Source organism: Niallia sp. FSL W8-0954 (assembly GCF_038005605.1).
Taxonomy (GTDB): Bacteria; Bacillota; Bacilli; order Bacillales; family Cytobacillaceae; genus Niallia; species Niallia circulans_A.
The window spans coordinates 4,540,682-4,560,544 of record NZ_JBBOTN010000001.1; the positions used below are offsets into that span (position 1 = coordinate 4,540,682).

General features: G+C 36.2%; 19 protein-coding genes. 5 read left to right on the forward strand and 14 right to left on the reverse strand.

Going from position 1 to position 19,863, the window contains the following annotated elements; translation table 11 throughout:
- Nucleotides 1-8 precede the first annotated feature (8 nt).
- The 7 genes from NX902_RS22180 to NX902_RS22210 all read right to left on the reverse strand — a co-directional run bounded on the left by NX902_RS22180 (nt 9) and on the right by NX902_RS22210 (nt 7,295).
- Entirely contained in the window at nt 9-1,142 is a 1,134-nt protein-coding gene (locus tag NX902_RS22180) for a glycosyltransferase (RefSeq protein WP_163186338.1), read from the reverse strand.
- Nucleotides 1,123-2,553 (reverse strand): hypothetical protein, encoded by a 1,431-nt coding sequence (locus tag NX902_RS22185; RefSeq protein WP_144547097.1) that lies wholly within the window; start codon nt 2,551-2,553, stop codon nt 1,123-1,125. Before NX902_RS22185 ends, NX902_RS22180 begins: the two co-directional genes overlap by 20 nt.
- A gap of 16 nt (nt 2,554-2,569) precedes the next feature.
- Nucleotides 2,570-3,721 (reverse strand): glycosyltransferase family 4 protein, encoded by a 1,152-nt coding sequence (locus tag NX902_RS22190; RefSeq protein ID WP_095332624.1) that lies wholly within the window; start codon nt 3,719-3,721, stop codon nt 2,570-2,572.
- A gap of 5 nt (nt 3,722-3,726) precedes the next feature.
- Nucleotides 3,727-4,659, reverse strand: a complete 933-nt coding sequence (locus NX902_RS22195; RefSeq protein WP_144547099.1) for a glycosyltransferase — start codon at nt 4,657-4,659, stop codon at nt 3,727-3,729.
- A gap of 16 nt (nt 4,660-4,675) precedes the next feature.
- Entirely contained in the window at nt 4,676-5,299 is a 624-nt protein-coding gene (locus NX902_RS22200; RefSeq protein ID WP_235850330.1) for a sugar transferase, read from the reverse strand.
- A gap of 573 nt (nt 5,300-5,872) precedes the next feature.
- On the reverse strand, nt 5,873-6,571 hold the full coding sequence (locus tag NX902_RS22205; protein WP_123258445.1) for a CpsD/CapB family tyrosine-protein kinase: 699 nt from the start codon (nt 6,569-6,571) through the stop codon (nt 5,873-5,875).
- Nucleotides 6,543-7,295 (reverse strand): YveK family protein, encoded by a 753-nt coding sequence (locus tag NX902_RS22210; protein ID WP_095332616.1) that lies wholly within the window; start codon nt 7,293-7,295, stop codon nt 6,543-6,545. The genes NX902_RS22205 and NX902_RS22210 overlap by 29 nt, the downstream gene beginning before the upstream one ends.
- Nucleotides 7,296-7,632: 337 nt before the next feature.
- Here NX902_RS22210 and NX902_RS22215 point away from each other — a divergent pair, with 337 nt between their 5' ends.
- The gene (locus NX902_RS22215) at nt 7,633-8,748 is read left to right on the forward strand and encodes a mechanosensitive ion channel family protein (RefSeq protein ID WP_123260343.1); all 1,116 of its coding nucleotides are present in this window, start codon (nt 7,633-7,635) and stop codon (nt 8,746-8,748) included.
- A gap of 143 nt (nt 8,749-8,891) precedes the next feature.
- Nucleotides 8,892-9,077 (forward strand): hypothetical protein, encoded by a 186-nt coding sequence (locus NX902_RS22220; protein WP_095332612.1) that lies wholly within the window; start codon nt 8,892-8,894, stop codon nt 9,075-9,077.
- An 81-nt stretch (nt 9,078-9,158) separates the two neighbouring features.
- Here NX902_RS22220 and NX902_RS22225 read toward each other — a convergent pair whose 3' ends face one another.
- The 5 genes from NX902_RS22225 to NX902_RS22245 form a co-directional block, all read right to left on the reverse strand.
- A complete protein-coding gene (locus NX902_RS22225; protein ID WP_095332610.1) occupies nt 9,159-9,758 on the reverse strand; it encodes a YesL family protein in 600 nt (199 codons plus the stop codon).
- Nucleotides 9,759-9,906: 148 nt separating this feature from the next.
- Nucleotides 9,907-11,544, reverse strand: coding sequence for an extracellular solute-binding protein (locus NX902_RS22230; protein ID WP_303982419.1), 1,638 nt, complete (start codon nt 11,542-11,544; stop codon nt 9,907-9,909).
- Nucleotides 11,545-11,560: 16 nt separating this feature from the next.
- A complete protein-coding gene (locus tag NX902_RS22235; protein ID WP_123258448.1) occupies nt 11,561-12,445 on the reverse strand; it encodes a carbohydrate ABC transporter permease in 885 nt (294 codons plus the stop codon).
- Between the two features lie 28 nt (nt 12,446-12,473).
- Nucleotides 12,474-13,403, reverse strand: coding sequence for an ABC transporter permease (locus NX902_RS22240; RefSeq protein WP_123259173.1), 930 nt, complete (start codon nt 13,401-13,403; stop codon nt 12,474-12,476).
- A 94-nt stretch (nt 13,404-13,497) separates the two neighbouring features.
- Entirely contained in the window at nt 13,498-14,799 is a 1,302-nt protein-coding gene (locus NX902_RS22245; protein ID WP_341161022.1) for an alpha-glucosidase/alpha-galactosidase, read from the reverse strand.
- A 166-nt stretch (nt 14,800-14,965) separates the two neighbouring features.
- Here NX902_RS22245 and NX902_RS22250 point away from each other — a divergent pair, with 166 nt between their 5' ends.
- On the forward strand, nt 14,966-15,901 hold the full coding sequence (locus tag NX902_RS22250; RefSeq protein ID WP_341123366.1) for an AraC family transcriptional regulator: 936 nt from the start codon (nt 14,966-14,968) through the stop codon (nt 15,899-15,901).
- 316 nt (nt 15,902-16,217) lie between these two features.
- On the opposite strand, the gene NX902_RS22255 is transcribed toward NX902_RS22250, so the two are convergent.
- The gene (locus NX902_RS22255) at nt 16,218-16,787 is read right to left on the reverse strand and encodes a DUF6434 domain-containing protein (RefSeq protein WP_163186353.1); all 570 of its coding nucleotides are present in this window, start codon (nt 16,785-16,787) and stop codon (nt 16,218-16,220) included.
- A 175-nt stretch (nt 16,788-16,962) separates the two neighbouring features.
- Here NX902_RS22255 and NX902_RS22260 point away from each other — a divergent pair, with 175 nt between their 5' ends.
- Nucleotides 16,963-18,126, forward strand: a complete 1,164-nt coding sequence (locus NX902_RS22260; protein WP_341123367.1) for an MFS transporter — start codon at nt 16,963-16,965, stop codon at nt 18,124-18,126.
- Nucleotides 18,127-18,146: 20 nt separating this feature from the next.
- Nucleotides 18,147-18,995 (forward strand): MerR family transcriptional regulator, encoded by an 849-nt coding sequence (locus NX902_RS22265; RefSeq protein WP_164463726.1) that lies wholly within the window; start codon nt 18,147-18,149, stop codon nt 18,993-18,995.
- A 344-nt stretch (nt 18,996-19,339) separates the two neighbouring features.
- On the opposite strand, the gene NX902_RS22270 is transcribed toward NX902_RS22265, so the two are convergent.
- Nucleotides 19,340-19,843, reverse strand: coding sequence for a MarR family winged helix-turn-helix transcriptional regulator (locus NX902_RS22270; protein WP_095332595.1), 504 nt, complete (start codon nt 19,841-19,843; stop codon nt 19,340-19,342).
- Nucleotides 19,844-19,863 lie beyond the last annotated feature (20 nt).

A 19,863-nucleotide genomic window follows, 5' to 3' on the forward strand; every position in this document is an offset into this window, starting at 1 on the left:
TTCCCCCTTCAAATAATCGCTTCAAATGCATTAATTAATTGAGCTGCAACACCTTTATTCCCATATTTTTCAATTGTAAATGTTCGAATAGTATTAGCATCGTTTTTATACTCACTAGCCTTTATTATTTCAGTTGCAAGCTGACTAATTTCCCCTTCTTTGAATATACTTTTCATTCCAAGCTTATCCATTACATATGGAATCTCACCACTCGAGCTACCAATAGAAGGAACACCACATGCTGCTGCTTCAATCAATACTCTACCGAATTGTTCTCTCCAATTAGATATTGTAATGGAGGGAAGTACATGAACATCCATACAATTAAACCATTTTGGCATTTCCGTATGGATTGCATCATTTATAAATTTAACCCTTTCTCTCACTCCCAATTCTATTGCTAGTTGTTTCATCGTTTCTAATAATGGCCCTCTTCCTACAATTAATAAGTACATATCATTCTTCCTTTTATAAACAGAACTAAATGCCTTAATTAATAGATCTATGCCCTTCTCCTTTACAATTCGTCCAGCAAATCCTATTACAAAAGCATGAGAAGGAACGTCCACTTCCTTCCTTGCCTTTACTCTTAAATCTGGAGAAACGATGAAATATTCTTCATCTACGCCTAATGGGACTTCATAAATCTTATTTTGATACCCTTTTTCTCTTAATACCTTTGTTACATCTTCACTGATGCTAACCGCAAGAGAAGAATGCTTATAAACATATTTCTCCATTTTTCGAAATAAAAATGGATAATTTTTTTTTATATTTTGTGCGGAATAAAAACCGATTGCTTTTGTATAGGGTAAGGCACTTCTTAAAACTTGAAAACAGCTAAGAGAATATGGCTCTTCTGCAACGTATACAGCATCTGGTTTACAATTTTCAAAGAAATGCTTAAATCTTTTTTTATAAAAGTGAAGTGGAATACTTTTATTAAAATAAATAGGAACTTCCATAATTCTTCCGCTAAATTGAGGCCACCTTTTCACTGATATTGGTTTATCCGCTAATCCCGGTGCAACAAAATTACTGGGGACGATTAAGTCAACTTGATGTCCCATCTTTTCGATTTCTGCATATACTTGTTGATTTATATCGGTAACACAAGCATGACTAATGACTACTAAATGCATTAACTTCACCTCGATAAATACTATATTGTCTGTGAATCCAACCCGCTAAGAGCCATGTTATAATAGTGGCTGTATAGAAACCTCCATTTATCCATGTTCCAAATCCTCCGAGAAAAATTGCCAATGATATTGCATATTCCAAATGGTTCTTCTTGTTTATAAGATAGAGAGCTTTATAAATGGTAGTAAAAACCACAGCCATATAAATAATTCCCCCTACTCCCATCGCTACGATCATATTGGATATGTCAATCTCAGTAGACATCGCTTCCGTTGTTGCTGATTTATCAGCAGCCTTTGTAACAGAAGCAATCCCATGTCCAACTGGGTTAGTAAAAATAGATTTCATACCATCAACAAACCGCTCAATATGCCCTAAACCGGTTTGATCCTCTGATAAAGGATCTACTAAACCTTCAACCATATGGGAAACAGCTGGTTCTGCAACTCCGAACCACGCAGGGTTTAAATTGGGTAAGGTCATCCAGATCATATAAAAAGCTATAATACTTATGATTCCTGTAGTAATTTTTCTTATTAACGTTTTTCTCGTTACGATCAAAACAATAAAAATTGCCATTGCTATAAAAAAAATAATCGTTCTTGAACTAGCGAAGAAGATAGATAATAGGGTAACCAACACCACAGGTAGATGTAGTAAAGGATCTTTTTTATATATCAACTTTGTAAATCCAATCATAAAAGTAATCATTGTAAAATAAACAAATTCCTGTGCACTCGGAAATGTGCCAATTGCTCTTACTGTATCTTCTGCTAGATACAAAGCAGCATACCCCGTCAGATCCACCCACATTTGTTCAAATGGAAGAATTCCAAAGAATGTCTGGTAGATGCCATAAAGTGCAATCAGTGTACCGATTACTTCTACAATATTTAAAATCCTGACTATATCCTTTTGCTTAATTTTGTAGAATGCAATGAAATACCATAACCAAGGAACAATTATATATATCGCGGCTACGAAACCTGATATCGGACTCCCAGAGTATGGATTAAACATTTGTACACAACCAAAAATAAAAAGAGCAACCATTAATTTATCCGGCTTCTCTTCTCCTAGGTTCTGTTGACTTTTCAATTCCCAAAATAAAGAAAGAGCTAAAATAATCGTTATGCTTGGTCCAAGTATTAGTAAAGGATCAAATGAGCTCCAGCTTGCAATAGGGATTAGTGCCCTTCGAATTAAGCCCATGAAAGCTAAGTAGACAATTAAAAAGAAAATGATACGTTCTCTAACGATTGCTAACATGGCTAATGTAATGATAAAGAGACTAGCAAATATAAGTACTCTTATATTTCCAGGACTTATTGAAAGTCTGCCAACAACAAGAAGAGCTAAGAATAGAATCCCTAACTCCATTAATCTTCTTCTATAAAGAAAAGTAGTCAATATTCAGCCCTCACTTTTAAGACACATCAATTAAATTCTCATATTGCTTTTGAAATAACTTATACGTATCATCCCAAGTGATATTTAGCGATCGTTGTCTAACTTGGAATGACATCTTGTCTCTTAATTCTGGATTTAATGCTAATTTTTCCATTGCTTCTAAAACCGATTCCTTATTTCTGTCAACGGTATACCCTGTAATGTTATCTTCGGCAATTATATTAGCAATACCAACAGAAGTCATAATGACTGGTAAACCACATGCCCCTGCTTCCAATGATGCAATGCTAAACGTTTCATATAAGCTAGGGAGAACATATATATCTGACAATCTATATAAATCGGCTGGATTCTCTTTGAAGCCGTGAAAAATAATATGATCGGTTACCTCCTTAGAAAAATCTTTCAATATTGCTGATTTGTCCCCTTTTCCTACTACTAATACTTTTGCCTTTAGTTCTGCATTCCTCGATAATAATTCTTGAAAAGCCTCTAATAGAATTCTTAGACCTTTCCTTGACCAATCCCCACCAACAAAAACGAATACTAAAGCCTCTGTAGGAATTCCTAATTTTTTCTTATAATGCTTTTTCTCTTCAATAGATGCTGGTCTAAAAGCTGAAACATCAACCCCGTTATAAATAATACTTATATCATCTTCTTTATAAAGAAAATGCTTTAAAACTTCTTTTTTAACATGTTCAGAAACGACTACTAGATGCGGAATACGGTCTGGCTGATAACAAACCCCTTCCATCCATAAAGCAAAATTGCCTTGTAGCCAAGAATTTATTTTATGAGCAAATGATTTTGTATGTTTGAGACGATCATTTAGTCCAAGAGTTCTATATGCCCGATGGCAAAAATGAATAGTAGACATATCTACTCGGTTAAAAACTATTGCACCTGTTGTATGAACTAAATCATATTTTTTAATAAACAAAACAAGACTTGCTATAACCGCAAAAAGTACACTTTTTAGAAAAACAGGTCTCTGTGGAACTGGAATTTTTATGAATTTAACTTCGCTAAATTCCCCACTTAATTCAGAAGCAATAACAGTGATCTCATATTCATTACTTAGTCGCCTAATCATCTCTGAGAGATGAATTTCCATTCCACCTCTATTGTTTATGTTATGGGCAACAATCGCTAGTTTCTTTTTCATCTAGCTTAACTCCTTACTATGGTTTTTAATTTTTTTTGAAATCCTAATCGAGTATGAATATTTACGGAGAATTTTTGGAAGTTGGATTTTGGATTTTTCTTTAAAAGTCGAATAAGTTGTAATATTCCCGGTCTGTCAGATGTACCAATCATTATAGACCATCCTATGTATAATAATTTTCGGATCGGATTTGACATATATTCAGATAAGATCAAAGTTTCATTAAATACCCCTTGTAAATACGCTTCCTTATTAAATTCCCCTCTCTGATCGAGATCAAATCGCGGAGCTGGATAATGATCCACTGCTGCTTCCGGGTCATATACCAGCCTCCATCCCCGCTTTCTTACACTTAAACTAAATGCCATATCATTATGTATTTGTGCTCCCTGCCCTAATAATCTTTCATCAAAAGATAATCCAGCAATTGCCTTACGGCGAAAGCTCATGTTTGCTCCTTTTAAAACATCTACATCCCGAGCTTCTCCATACCCTAGATGGTGATTTCCAATGACACGACCAAACCATTGTACTTTTCCAACAGGATCTTTCCTTTCCACTTCTTTGTGGTTGCCGTGAACTACCCAGTCACGCCCACCGACCCCGCCAATTTGCTCAGAACTTTTAAATATATCGATTATCTTTTGAAGCCAGTGAGTATGCGGCACTGTATCATCATCTAATATACAAATGAATTCTCCTGCAGCCTGCTGCAGCCCTTCGTTTAATGCGGCAACTTGACCTGGTCGAGTTACGATTGCTTGTTTAATAGAAATAATAGATTGATAGTCTTTTAGAAAGCTTGCAGTTTGGTTATCTGTATCACGAACTACCACTATTACTTCATCAGGTTTATGAAGTTGTCTGCATAATCCCTCTAAACATCTTTTTAAATCATTTGTCCGCTTATAGGTCGGGATAATTACCGACGTTTCCATTTCTTCATCCCTCCACTCAAAACGCATCCTTTGATCCAAATAGGACAAAAAAGGTTTTAATGATTAACTTAAAATCAATAAATAGGTTTCTTTCTCTTATATATTTAAGATCAAGCTCTACCCATTCACTAAAACTAAGACTGCTTCTTCCACCAACTTGCCAATAGCAGGTGATGCCTGGAACTACCTTTAATCTTTGTCTTTCATATGATGAATAGGCAGCAACTTCTTGGGGAAGGGAAGGCCTTGGTCCTACTAAACTCATTTCTCCTTTTAAAACATTTATTAACTGTGGAAGTTCATCGATACTAGTCTTGCGGATAAATTTGCCGATTCTTGTTACTCTTGGATCGTCCTTTATTTTAAACACAGGACCAGTAGCCTCATTTTTATCCATTAACGAGGCTTTAAGGTCTTCTGCATTGGATACCATAGAACGGAACTTATACATCTCAAAGGGTTTTCCGTCTTTTCCAATTCTCGTCTGTTTAAAAAAGACTGATCCCTGTTTGTCCTCGAGCTTTATTAATAATCCAATAATGAAAAATAATACCGAAAGTATAAGCAGCCCTATGATGGCACAGAGAATGTCGAAGACCCTTTTGAAAAGAAGATAAGCTTTCTGCTCTTTGATCAGCACTACTTCTGTCCTTACATTTAATTCTCTTACTAATGATTTTTCTCCTAACGACAACTACTTTCACCAGCTTTCTTGTTAACTGCTAATTAATATGTTCTAGTTACAATAAATATTATTTATCTAGTAACAATGATAATAATATTTATTTCTCTTTAAAAAAACTTAACGAAGAAAACGAACTTGTTTCCTTCGTTAAAATTTCTTAAATAAGGCATTTAACCTCCCCTCACATCACACTTTTGCAGACTAGCGCTAAGGTAGAGCCTTTATTCTACCCACAGCGTGACCGAGTGCCTCTATTGATATTGGTTAAGAGACATCACCAAAAAACCATAATATTCTTAATAAAGAACGAATCTTCAAAAATATATAGCCTTATAAAGGTCTATATTGTAAGATCATAAAAGATTTAATTTAAAATACTTTATTTACATTAAAAGCAAATCGTTCTTTTTGAAGAACGATTGACTAATCGTCATTATAACAATGTATCTAATAGAAGGAAATAGCACTTTTTGTCGAATGGAGTTTATTTATAAAAAACGCTTAAGTTAAGCAGTTTTCTTTTCAGCTCTAGTTTATTCTCACTTTTTTACGCTGCCTTTTACTCACACGCTCATCATTAAGCACTGCACCTAAAAAAATCGCTTTAGAATTCGAAAGCATATCCCGTGTAAATTCAACGGTTTCTATATTGTTTTTATTGCTGCGCACAACCATTAATACCCCGTCTGATATATTCGATAGTAATAAAGAATCAGCGACAGATACTAGTGATGGCGTATCAAATATAACCATATCGTACTGGTGGGATACGTTACTTACTAACACCTCCATTGCAGGTGAACCGAGTAATTCTGATGGGTTAGGAGGCACAGGTCCACTCGTTAACAGGTCAAGATGGTCAATAGGTGTTTCTATTACACATTCTTCTAGCCTATCCCTGTTTACTAGTATAGTGCTTAAACCAATTTCATTATTTTCTTCAAATGATGTGTGTAATGTTGGATGACGAAAATTGGAGTCTACAAGAAGAACTCTTTTTCCTACCTCTGCAAAGGCAATTGCTAGATTAGCAGAAAAGGTAGATTTTCCTTCTGATTCTTCTCCTGATACAATTGCTAAGGTTTTAATCTGATTTTCATTAATAGCTAACTGAATGCTAGCACGTATTGCATGGTATTGTTCTCTGATTGGCGATTTGGGTTTTAGGTGGGATAATAGATTACTTACCCTTTCTAATTTAGATTTCCGTTTCGGTAGTGGTGACATTTAACGATCTCCTTTCTGCTTTTAAGGATTCCATAAGTGATTGAGGGATTCTGTCTTTTTCAGAAATAGCAGATAGCGTTCCAACTACCTTTATATTTAATTTTTCTAAATCTGATTTTGATCTTACGGTCGTATCCAAAAAGGCAAATAATAAGACTAATCCCACTCCCATAATCCCCCCTAAAGCAACCGCAATTGCTATATTAACAGTTATACTAGGGCTGATTGGCTTTTCATTTACTATTGCTTCATTCATTATTTGCACATTATTAACCTTCATTAGGGATGGCAATTTTTCTAAAAAAGTAGTAATAGTAGTATTGGTAATTTTTGCAGCTCGTTCTGGATTAGTGTCTGTAGTTGTTACATTTAAAACTTGTGTAGAATCTTGTTTAGCAACTTGGATTTGACTACTTAATTGCTCTGCCGTTATTGGTAATTGGAGCTTTTCAACCACATCATTTAAGATGACTGGATTTCTGATAATAACAATATATGTATCGATTAAATCCATATTGGATCTTACATCCAGTTCACTGACATCAACGACTTTTTCAATATTCTTATTAACCAAAAGCTGTGAGCTGCTTTGATAGAGTGGCGTTATTTTATAATTAGTATATAAGCCGCTTACAATGCCAGCTCCAATGGATACCATCATAATAAGTAACATTCTTTTTTTCAAAATAGCTAAAATCTCTTTAACCGACTTTATTCCTTCCAAATAGAATACCTCCCAGATTATTCGTGCTTTATAAAATTACACTCATTGAATATTCGTTCTTTATAGAGAACCTATGTCCATTATACATCTTTTCTTTCTATTTGCCATAGTAATTTTTAGTGATTTATAATTTTTTTACTTTAATGTAAGTACATACATTATTCTGTTATATATATTTGTTAAAAAACTAGATAATAAAAGAGATTTTTTCAAGTCAATTTCTTCATGAAAAAGAGTTAAAAATACTTTTCTCATATTACAGTTTATTTACCATTGATTGAATTGATAAGAGTCCGGGTATTCCTATGCTATAATGATGGGCGAGGTGAATTTTTTAATGGGTAATTTGCAAGTGTGGTCACAATCAGAGCGATTTATAACTGCTTTTCAGCGGTTTAACTGGATTGATTTAGGTATCGCTTTGTTAATCTTTTTAGTTTTCTTAGGTTTTAGAAAGCTATTTACTAAGTACATTTATAAATTAATCTTAGCATTGGTAAAAAAATTACCTGTAGATATTGTTTCAAAAATTTTCTTAGCATATGAAAGGCCCCTACGCTGGTTCTGGGTCATACTTGGAACTTATTTGGCTTTAACTTACTTACCATTCCCGATTACAACCTTTAACTTTGTTCAACAAGTCTTTAGATCGTTTATAATCGCTTTAATTGGCTGGGGAATTTTTAATTACTTTTCCGATCAATCGAATCCGTTTGAACGAATGATATCACGAACAAAGTTAGATGCTGATAGTATGCTTATTCCATTCTTAGGAAGAATTTTCCGTATGCTTGTCGTTATCTTTACAGCTGTGAGTATTCTAGATACATGGCATATTCAAATTGGCGCCTTTGTCGCTGGTCTCGGAGTTGCAGGTCTTGCCTTCTCCTTAGCTGCCCAGGACACTGTCGCTAACTTCTTTGGCGGGGTTGTCATTATTACCGAAAAGCCGTTTGCAAAGGGAGATTGGATTCAGACACCTTCAGTAGAAGGAACTGTTGAGGATATTTCCTTCCGAAGTACGCAAATTCGGACATTTGCGGATACCATCGTGACAGTTCCAAACTCGAAGCTTTCCAATGAAGCTATTACAAACTGGTCGAAGATGTCAAAACGACGAATTGATTATGAACTAGCCATTTCCTATCGTACACCAAATGAAAAGCTCAAAACAGCATTAAAAGAAATTGAAGCTATGCTTCATGCACATCCAGGTGTACATCCTGATACGATAATGGTTCGATTTACCGATTTCCGCGATTATTCATTAGGAGTCTTTGTCTACTTTTTTACGAAGACAACTGTTTGGGCTGAATACTTAGCGGTGAAAGAAGATACAAATTTACAGATACTTAGCATTCTAGAGAAACATGGAATTGAAATTGCCTTGCCTAGTCAGCAGATTTACTTGCCGGAGAAAGAGGATGGTAAGAAATTGATGACTGGGGAGTAAGTATTAGAGGACAGCTTTAAGTGTATTTTGCACTTAAAGCTGTTTTTCTATTCGGTTTATAAATGGAAGAACTTATCAAGCCCAAAAACAGCATAATCACTCTTAATTTTACAAACAATACCTTCTAACTAGGGGGTGTCACAATGTTATGGAATAGTGCCAAGAAAATCATCTGGCTGTTATTTGCGAGCACGATTTTATCAAGTATATTGAGTACGTCCTTGATCATCATAAGCATGAAAATTTATAAGGATGTAATAAGTTTAAGAAGAAAATTAAGCAACACAGGTGACAATGGAATTAGATTTCAAAAGTATCGACAGCCATAGAACTTAAATTGCTTTTACTTTTTATAGACACACCAAAAAAAGCGTCTAGAAAAGCTACCTTTTCAGACGTTTTTTCGTTATTCAGCCTCTCGCAAACGAAAAAGACGCTAAAAACATTAAAATATACGCTAGTAAACTTCCACCTATAAAAAACACTAGCCCCGGTATATATTGAAACAACAAATAGACAGCGATAATTCCAACTAGCATGGCCATCGTTTGGAGAGGGCGTGCAAAGGAAAGAATAATGGCGTGTTTGACATATTGAACTAGCGAAAAATCATAATGGACATATACAGGGAAAATATATAATAAGACCACACAAAACCAAAACAGTAAGGATAAAAATATCAGACTAATAATTCCATAACCTGGATTCATTTCTGTCTGAAAAAACCTCAAATCAAAATAGAGAAAAAACCCTATTAGGGATAAGGCATAGCCTAATATATTGGCTCTTTTAAAATCCGATTTATAGTAACGCCAAAATGTCGCTATAATTGGAAGGTCTTTATCTCCCATAATCCATTTTCTCACAACCGAAAACAAAGCGATAGTGGCTGGGAATAAGCCGAATATCCCCCCTCCAAGTATGATTCCGCCAACCCAAAGCGCATTTACATACATTAATTTTGCGACTATCTGACTCCCATGGTACACTCGAGCAAAAAGTCCATCCATCTTTTCCTCTCCCTTTTTGAGCACATATTCCGATTTCTTTTCCTCTTAACATCTACAGAAAATGCCACAGCTTAAGGAATAGTCGCTAAAGATAAATCCTTGAGCTAACTATTCCTATTAGGCTAGCTTATTTCAGCGCTTAACTATTTTAATTAGCTTGGTAACGGTCATGAGCTGCTTTTTCTACTTCTAAATATTGATCTTGCCCCATTTGTTTTACTTGCTCTACATATTGATCCCATTCGCTAAAGTCTTTATCTCCTGCAATGAATGCAGCTTCTGTTTCATTGATAAATGTTTCTAAATCAGTTCCTGTAGCTAGCTTGAATTTCAACTCATCATCCGTGTAGTTAAAACCATTCCAGATTTCTTTTGGAGCATCTGGCTGTACTTTATCTCCAACAGCTACAGAGCTTGGTAAAGCTTCTGATCCACCAAAATACTTTTCTTGTACATACCCAGGATAACTTCCTCCCATCCAGGTAACATACGGTGTTAGAGCTTGGTCAAAAGTTAATCCATCTGGGTTATTGGTAATTTTTTCAGTGAATTGAGGTTTCCCATCGCCATTTTTTTCATACGTTTCTCCTTCTACTCCCATAAATTGCAATGTTGCCCCTTCTTCCCCGAAGAAATAATCAATCCAACGAATAGTCGCTTGCGGATTCTTATTTTTATCTGTTATCGCAAATGCTCCAACATGTACAAGAGGTGATTTCACATGACTGTATAATGTATCACCATGAGGTCCCTTTAATCCGCCTAAACCAATGTAGTCTTTCTGATTAGTGAAGACTGTCTCTGGATTCGGAACGATCGCTGTTCCTAAAATTCCTTGCGAGCCTTTCGCATTCAATTTATTGTCATCCATCGTATAAATCTCTCCGTCAATCAGTCCTTCTTTATTCAATTTATGAATAAATTCGAGCACTTCTTTAAAACGGTCGTCTGTGCGGAAAAATCTTAATTCATTTGTTTCTGGATCCACATCGACAAATTTATGACCTAATCCTCTTGTGCCAACACCCCAAGAGCCTTTAATCGAGTCCATAATTTGGGCAATACTTGTCGCACTTAATGGAATCTCATCCTTTTTGCCATTTCCATTAAGATCTGTTTCCTTTACAGCCTTTAAATACTGATAAAATTCCTCAATCGTTTTCGGCTCATCCATCCCTAATTTTTCTAACCATTCTCCTTTTATCCAAATTGGTTTACCAATAAGCATCGGCAAAAATTCCGGGCTATAGTAAGAAGGGAGTGAATAAATATTTCCGTCCGGCATCGTTAAACCTTTCTTTATATCTGGATGCTTGTCCATGGCAGCCTTAATATTTGGTGCATATTCTTCAATCAAGTCATTTAGCGGCATAAAAATTCCTTGCTTGCCGTATTTATAGAGATCTGCTGATGGAATCCGCGAAGAATAGAAGACATCTGGATACTCACCACTTGCAAGAGCAAGGTTTCGCTTCTCTGTTAGCGTTGCAAAAGGCACCTCATTAAAGGTCACATTCACGCCAGACTTTTCCTGATATGTTTTAAACACCAATGTTTCTTCATAGTCATCAAGATTCGGTTCATATTTTCCTGTGAAAAATGTTAAATCGATCGGTTCTTTGACAATTGGAAATCCTTCTTTATTCACATTGTCAACAGACTCTGTCGTCACTTTATTCTCCTTTTTATCAGAAGATGCGCTCTTTTGACACCCTGCTAGCAAGGAAGCACTCATTACTAAAGCTGTTGTCACCGTAATAAATTTCCTTCTTTTGAACTTAACCATTTTTTCTCCTCCTCATTTATCCCTTTATTGAACCAATCATGACACCTTTTACAAAATATTTTTGCAGAAATGGATAAAGCACTAACATAGGCAAACTTGCTACAATAACTACTGCGTATTTAAGTCCTTCAATTTGCATTAAATGCTCTGAAATGGCATTGTCACTTGCACTCGACATGCCAGACATATCCTCTTGAATCAGCATTTGTCTTAAATAAAGCTGCAATGGAAATTTGCTTTCATCATTTAAATAAATAAGGGAATCAAAGTAGGCATTCCAGTGCCCCACTCCATAAAACAATGTCATTACGGCGATAATGGGCATTGATAACGGCATGACAATCTTCAGCAGAAAGGATATATTTCCACATCCATCAATGGATGCTGCCTCATGCAGTTCATTTGGGATACTTTGAAAAAATGTCCTCATAATAATCACGTTATAAACCGAAACGGCGCCAGGTAAAACAATTGCCCAAATTGTATCCAGCATTCCTAAATCCTTCACTAATAAGTAGGTAGGAATCATGCCCCCGCTGAAAAACATTGTAATCATAATAAAAACAGTAATCATATTTCGTCCGTAAAAATCTTTCCGTGATAAAGGGTAAGCAATCATAACGGAAAACAATAAATTAATAAATGTTCCAAACACTGTGTAGATAATAGTATTTCGATAGCCGATTAAGATTTTTTCATTTTGAAATACCTTCACATACAAATCTACTGTCAGCTCTTTCGGGAATAGCCAAATATCCCCTAAAACCGTACGTGCTGGATTACTAAATGATGCACTTAACACGTAAATTAATGGATAAATCATTAGACAGGCAATTATTGCTAAAAGGGTATAATTTACCACCACAAACACTTTGTCTCGAACACTTTCTCTTTTTAACATGAAGGATTTTCCCTCCCAAACACTGTACTTACCATAAGCTGACCTTGTTTACCTTCCGAGCCGTATAATTCACCAGTAATAAAATAATCAAATTAACAAAGGATTCAAATAAACCAATTGCCGTAGAGTAGCTATAATCAGCTCCCAATATACCTGTCCGATAAATATGGGTCGAGATTACGTCTGATGCACTCATATTTAAAGAGTTCTGCATTAAAAAGACCTTTTCAAATCCTACACCAAGAATGCTACCGCATTGTAAAATCAACATAATGATGATAGTTGGCTTGATGCTCGGAAGATTGATATGCCATATCCGCTGCAATCTGCTTGCGCCATCTATTTTGGCTGCCTCTTGTAATTGTGGATCAATCGCTGACAGAGCTGCCAAATAAATGATCGAACTCCACCCCATATTCTGCCAAACTCCAGAAAATACAAAGATTGTTTTAAACCATGCAGGTTCTGCCATAAAGTAAATCGGCTCTCCACCTAAAATGACGATTAGCTGGTTGATAATGCCTGTTTGTGGAGATAAGAATAAATAAAGAATTCCTACTACTACCACGACAGACAAAAAATGGGGCGCGTATGTAATTGTCTGGATAAAAGATTTAAAGTACTTATTCTTTACTTCATTAATCATGAGGGCAAGAATAATCGGAATTGGAAATCCTACCGCTAATTCATATAAACCAATTAATAGCGTGTTCGAGAGTAATCGTTCAAAATAAAAACTCTGAAAAAAACGCTCAAAGTGTTCCAATCCAACCCATGGACTATTGAAAATACCATCGACTGCAATAAAATCCTTAAACGCAATTTGCAAACCATACATTGGGATGTATTTAAAAATAATAAAGTATGCAATAATCGGAATTATCAATAAATAAAGATCCCAATTTTTTCTTATTTTCCTTACTATTTTCTTTTTCTCGCTTTTCCTTGCTATCTTCATCTGTGCTGCTTTTTCTATAGCGGACGAGCTATCCACACCCCTCACCTACCTTCCATCTTTCAGCTTGATTAAGCGCATTTTGTAAACAGCTATTTTAAGAATAAGCAGGCAGCCAATCACCATGTGCTTCAATTAATTCATCACATAATTGTACGATTTCATCAATGGACAGTTCAGAAGCTGTATGGGGATCTAACAATGCAGCCTGGTAGATATACTCTTTCTTTTTCGTGATGGCAGCTTCGATTGTTAGTAGTTGTGTATTAATATTTGTGCGATTTAGTGCAGCTAATTGCTCTGGCAGATCTCCTACATAGGTCGGGAGAATCCCGCTTGCATCCACCAAACAAGGAACCTCTACACATGCCTTTTCTGGCAAGTTACTAATCAATCTACCTGTATTCAGCACATTTCCGCCTATTTTAATAGAGTTGTCTGTTTCCATTGCTTCGATGATGTAGGAACCATATTCATGGGTGCGTTTATGAGTGACATGTTTATTTCCAACTAACTCCGCTTTTCGTTTTTCCCATCCTTCTATTTGTTTTTCACAGCGGCGTAAATACTCATCTAGCGGGATATGGTAATAGTCTATTAGTTCAGGATAATTCTTCTTTATAAAGTATGGATGATATTCGGCGTTATGTTCCGATGACTCCGTAACGTAATAGCCAAATCGCTCCATCAATTCAAAACGTACCTTATCCGAATGAAGGACCTTCTGCTTCTCCCTTGCCCTTTCTTTAATTTCTGGATATAAATCTTTGCCGTGCTGTGTTATTTCAAGCAACCAAGCCATATGATTTATCCCCGCAATCTTCCATTGGACATTCTCCTTAGCCATTCCCAATGCATCTAATAAACGATCGGCACATACCTGCACACTATGACACAATCCAACGGTTTTAATAGCGGTGTTCCTTAACATCGCCCCTGTTAACACAGCCATAGGATTCGTATAGTTCAACAGCCAAGCGTCAGGGCACACCTCCTCCATATCATTTGCAAAATCAAACATAACTGGTACAGTTCTTAAGCTGCGAAAGATGCCTCCTATTCCAACCGTATCTCCAATCGTTTGCCGCAGTCCATATTTCTTCGGAATATCAAAATCAATAACTGTGCTTGGCCGATATCCCCCTACTTGAATGGCATTAATAACATACTTAGCTCCTCTTAAAGCTTCTTTTCTATCTGTGTATAAATGTATCGCTATATTTGCATCTAAATTTTCCTTTAATTGATGCAACATCATAAATGAATCATTCAATCTCTCTAAATCAATATCAAAGAGTGCAAACTCAAATCCCTGCAATGCCTCTACCTGCATACAATCTCCTAGTAGATTTTTGGCGAATATCGTACTCCCTGCTCCTAAAAAAGTGATTTTCGACATATCTTCCTCCTTATTTCGTTAGTGCTAAAGGGAAATAGTACAAATCTTGCTATACAAAAAATTTACAAATTATCCACTTTTCAGACAACATTCCCTTGTTATACTCATCTTAAAATGCGACAGAAAGACTTACAATGGTAAGATATTTTGAAAGGGTGGTAAAATGTTGCTGTCAAATAATCCATTAACTACTTATCGCACTTACTTTTTTCGTTTTCCTGAAAAGCAACAACAACGAATAGCAGGTATTTATACGTTAGGATGGGAGAAAAGGAATAGTGCTTCCTATTATTGGGATGGGCTTAAACGATCAGAGAAGGGGAAGATTATTTTTCAATATACATTGCAAGGAGAAGGAGAAATCATCATCCAAGATCAGAAAGTTCGCTTAAAGCCCGGATACGCTTTTTTCGTCAATATCCCTAGTGATCATACCTATTATCTTCCAAAGGATAGTCAAGAGTGGGAGTTTATTCATATCACTTTATATGGGGAAGAAGTGTGGAGAAGCTATCATGAAATAGTGAAAGAGCATGGAAATATTCTTCGTTTGGACGATAACGCCTATCCAAATCAGCTTATTTTTAAGCTTTTTGATAAAGCGGTTCATGAAGAAATTAAAGATGCCTTTGAATCTTCTTCCCTTGCCTATACATTCATCATGGAGCTTAAACGCTATCTTATGCATACAAGCCATTCCAATAAAACCATACCAGAATCGATATCCAATGCCGTGCGTTACATTCAACATAATTATGCAAATCCAATCATTTTAGATGATATTGTCGAAGCATCCGGACTTAGCAAATATCATTTTTCCAGACTTTTTCAGTCCATTATGCAAATCACCCCTATGAATTTCCTAACAAGAATCCGGTTAAATAAAGCCATTGAATTAATGAAACAACAGGACTTAACCATTGAAGAAATTGCCTTACGAGTCGGTTACTCCAATGGAAACTATTTCACCAAAGTGTTCCGCTCCATCATCGGCGTGTCTCCTGGAAAGTATCGAAACAGCGAGAATTTCGTGCCCTTTGATGAGGTTATTGGACCGAGTTCTCTTTTTGCTTATAAGGAGGGGACTAAGATTCTATGCTGAACAAACCTATTCTACCTTAGCATGTTGTCGATATTATCCATGGGGGATAATTAGAAAGTTATGATTTTATTCCACTACAAGGCATCGTTTAAAATAACGATGCCTTGTAGTGGGTCTATGAAAAGTATGATAATGCCCATAGAAAGCTAAGAAACGTGGAGAAAAGAAAGATTTCTTCTCTTAAAATAGTAGTTATCGCGGCATAGTACTGAAATGCTGGTTGGATCGATCGAAAAACAGAAATAGGGCGTGGAAATAGTCTTCTGCCTGTCTAAAATCAAACCACACCACTGTATAAATGTTAAGATGTGCATGGCTAATTATTTGACGTATATTTATTGCTTCCAGGAAGTTTTTTAATATTATTCCAAGCTTCAATTGCTTCCTCACGACTCTTCTCTTGATTATTAATGTCGGCAAAAAAATCACGAATAAATTGATTGTATTCAAATTGAGGAGCGATTATTTTCTTGTATGATGGGTCCTTCTTTCGTTCTTCTTCTTTATACCAAGCGTCTACTGCATCCCGATATGTTTTTCCAATGTTGTTTTTAAAATAATTTTGGATATACGTAGAAAAATGAAAATTAGGAATAACTGTCTTGAAGAAGGCTCTTACATTTTGACTACAACGATGATTTTCCGAAATGATTGTATCAAGACTTAAATCGGCCTGTATCTCTGACTTACTATTTATCTTTACCTTTCTAATCGGCTTCTTTATCTCTCCTGTTCGAAGAAATGTTTCAATTCTATCGGAAATCTCTATTTTTGAACCTGAAACACTTATTCCAATTTCCCTGCAAAAAGATTGTAATTCCTCTTTTAACCAATAAAAATCTTTAAAACTATCTATACTGATATCTTTCGTAAGATTTGGTCTCATATTTTCCCCTCCCCATTTTTCATACTCCTAATCTTAGATTAAGCATTTGGATATTCCTTGTAAATAGTGTAAAAATTATTATTAATCTGACAGAAAATAGCAAACCCATTGACTCTACCCTTAGAGGAGAGTTTACACTTAATGTTTGTAGATACTTCTTAAGGAGACGAACATTATGCTTAGACAGAATATTACTCTTTCTATTTTACTTATAAATTTATTCATTGCCTTTCTCGGTATTGGTCTGGTTATTCCTGTAACTCCTACGATTATGACTGAGCTTCATCTTTCTGGAGCGATTGTTGGTTACATGGTGGCAGCTTTTGCGATTGCCCAGCTTGTTGTTTCTCCTATAGCTGGTCGCTGGGCCGATCAATTTGGTAGAAAGCGCATGATTGTCATTGGACTACTTATCTTCGGAGCGTCTGAATTATTATTCGGACTTGGGAAAACGGTCAGTATTCTTTTTCTTTCACGTGTGCTTGGCGGGATTAGTGCGGCGTTTATTATGCCTGCTGTTACGGCTTTTATTGCCGATATTACTACAATGGAAGCTAGACCGAAAGCACTTGGCTATATGTCTGCTGCTATTTCCACTGGATTTATCATTGGCCCAGGAATTGGCGGATTTTTAGCAGAAATTGGGACGCGTATGCCTTTTTATTTTGCCGGAATCTTAGGCTTTACAGCTGCGATTCTCTCCTTTTTCGCCTTAAGGGAACCTGAGCGACGTACAGAGGAAAATCAAGCAAATGCAGAAAAGGTGGGCTGGCAGCGAATTTTCGTGCCTATCTATTTTATTTCTTTTCTCATTATCTTTATTTCATCCTTTGGATTATCTTCCTTTGAATCACTATTCTCGCTTTTCGTCGATCATAAATTTGGATTTACGCCAAAGGATATTGCAATTATCATAACAGGTGGGGCAACGGTTGGGGTTATTGCACAAGTAGCCTTATTTGAAAAATTGACAAAGTGGATGGGCGAAATTCTGTTAATTCGATACAGCCTGCTTTTTTCCACTATACTAGTCTTGCTTTTAACGATCGTACATTCGTACTCTCTCATTCTCCTTGTTACGATTATCGTTTTTGTTGGCTTTGATTTAATGCGACCAGCCGTGACGACCTATCTTTCTAGAATCGCGGGAGACGAACAAGGCTTTGTTGGCGGGATGAATTCCATGTTCACAAGCATTGGTAATGTATTTGGCCCGATTATTGGAGGAATATTATTCGATATTGATTTAAATTATCCTTTCTATTTCGCAGCTGTCTTTTTAGCGATCGGTATCGCCTTGACTCTTATTTGGAGACAAAAATCATTAGCTAAATCTTAGAATGGATGGAGTTGATTAAGATGGAAGAGAAACTTTACTCCATTGGAGAAGTCGCAAAAGTAGCGAATATTACCATTAAAGCACTTCGCCATTATGATAAAATCGGCTTATTTAAGCCTGCTTATGTCGATCCCCAAACGAATTATCGTTATTATCGGGATACTCAATTATACCGTCTTGATATTATTAAATTGCTTATTTCAATCGGCACACCTCTTGGGCAGATTAAAGAAATCCAAGAAACAGATAACTTGGATTTCGTCGCTTTTTTGGAAAAACAAGAAGAGCTAATATCTGAAAAAATTGCTTCTTTACTGGAGACGCAACAGTCCATTCGAGAGCTCCGCGAAGAATTGCAAAGACAAGAATATCCGTTTGGAGAAATCATCCTAATGGAAAAGGAAGAACAGGCCATTATCCAAACAAGCGTTAAAAATATTGGACCACAGAACATTCTTAATCCTTCCTATAGCAACCTAAAGAAAGCAACAAAGGAAGAGTTTCGCAACAATGGCTATGGCTCCATTATTCCATTCAAACAATATGAAAAAGTGGAAGAGATCACTTATAGCTATCTTTACACACCAGTCCCTTTACGAAAACAGCTATCCAGCCTTTCCAATGAAGCAGAGCGAGCAGTTATTCCGAAGGGGACATATGTATGTATCAAATTAAAATCCTCCATATTTACAGAGTATTTTCAAACCTTGCAAAAGCTCCTTCACTATGTCCAGGAACAAAACTTAACCGTGACCAGCGACATTTACGAAACATTCTCGGTGGGGCTTTACCATAAGAAAGAAGAATATATTAGTGAATTTAGCGTGCGGGTTGCGGAGGATGAGAGCAGGAAAAATAATGTTGGATAACTTTTTTGGGGCTGTTAGCTTAAGGGATTATGGCACTTAGCCTGCTCTGTTACCGAATATATGAGTAGAGTAACAAAAGGGAACGGAGAGACTTCCTATGTTACCTTTTGCTAAGGATACCTGGGGAAATGGGATTAGAGAGGTGTTCTCTGTTACTGGAAACATTGGATGCTGGCGATAAAGGGCGCTGAAAACCTTTCTCTGTTAGCTAGGAGAACTTTCGTCCAATAGCTCAGAGAACTTCTCTCTGTTACGGGAAGCATCCTCCTTTTTCAATAGATACAAGCTTTTAAGTCGCAAAAATACATTCCATGCAAAAAAGTCAGGTCCTAGACCCGACTTTTTTATTTGCATTTCTTTTCCTTTGGCAAAAATAATACTTCGAAATCTTCTAAATCATCAATACCGTCTGCTTCCAGTTTCTTACCGACAGCGGCTACCAATAATCTCATTCCTTCTTCAACTTTTGCTTGCTCGCTTGGCTGCAAATGATCTAAGACGGATCCCATTATTTGTTGATTGGGCTTTGGGGATTTTTCTTCAATTCTCTTTACCATTCTTTCTGTTAACATAATCTGAACGGAGCGTTTGTCATTCGGATTCGGTTTCTTTATCAGAATGCCCTTTTCTGTCAGTCGTTCTACAATATCCGAAACAGTACTTTGTGTGATACGCAGATTTTGGGTAAGCTCCTTCACACTTATTTTTTTATGAAGGAAAACTTCTAGGATGAGACGCGCTTGAGGAGCAGTTAGTCCATGCTCTTCTGCGTACCTTTGGCGGCTCTTCATAATAAATCGATTCAAAAAATCAATCGATTCCCAAATGTATGTCGGCCTATCTAACATTTCTTAACTCCTTTCTATAA

Bases quoted from the DNA above. Each gene is read 5' to 3' on its own strand.
- NX902_RS22180 (WP_163186338.1), bottom strand. From the start codon at position 1,142: ATGCATTTAGTAGTCATTAGTCATGCTTGTGTTACCGATATAAATCAA.
- NX902_RS22190 (WP_095332624.1), bottom strand. From the start codon at position 3,721: ATGAAAAAGAAACTAGCGATTGTTGCCCATAACATAAACAATAGAGGT.
- NX902_RS22195 (WP_144547099.1), bottom strand. From the start codon at position 4,659: ATGGAAACGTCGGTAATTATCCCGACCTATAAGCGGACAAATGATTTA.
- NX902_RS22205 (WP_123258445.1), bottom strand. From the start codon at position 6,571: ATGTCACCACTACCGAAACGGAAATCTAAATTAGAAAGGGTAAGTAAT.
- NX902_RS22215 (WP_123260343.1), top strand. From the start codon at position 7,633: ATGGGTAATTTGCAAGTGTGGTCACAATCAGAGCGATTTATAACTGCT.
- NX902_RS22220 (WP_095332612.1), top strand. From the start codon at position 8,892: ATGTTATGGAATAGTGCCAAGAAAATCATCTGGCTGTTATTTGCGAGC.
- NX902_RS22225 (WP_095332610.1), bottom strand. From the start codon at position 9,758: ATGGATGGACTTTTTGCTCGAGTGTACCATGGGAGTCAGATAGTCGCA.
- NX902_RS22230 (WP_303982419.1), bottom strand. From the start codon at position 11,544: ATGGTTAAGTTCAAAAGAAGGAAATTTATTACGGTGACAACAGCTTTA.
- NX902_RS22235 (WP_123258448.1), bottom strand. From the start codon at position 12,445: ATGTTAAAAAGAGAAAGTGTTCGAGACAAAGTGTTTGTGGTGGTAAAT.
- NX902_RS22240 (WP_123259173.1), bottom strand. From the start codon at position 13,403: ATGAAGATAGCAAGGAAAAGCGAGAAAAAGAAAATAGTAAGGAAAATA.
- NX902_RS22245 (WP_341161022.1), bottom strand. From the start codon at position 14,799: ATGTCGAAAATCACTTTTTTAGGAGCAGGGAGTACGATATTCGCCAAA.
- NX902_RS22255 (WP_163186353.1), bottom strand. From the start codon at position 16,787: ATGAGACCAAATCTTACGAAAGATATCAGTATAGATAGTTTTAAAGAT.
- NX902_RS22260 (WP_341123367.1), top strand. From the start codon at position 16,963: ATGCTTAGACAGAATATTACTCTTTCTATTTTACTTATAAATTTATTC.
- NX902_RS22265 (WP_164463726.1), top strand. From the start codon at position 18,147: ATGGAAGAGAAACTTTACTCCATTGGAGAAGTCGCAAAAGTAGCGAAT.
- NX902_RS22270 (WP_095332595.1), bottom strand. From the start codon at position 19,843: ATGTTAGATAGGCCGACATACATTTGGGAATCGATTGATTTTTTGAAT.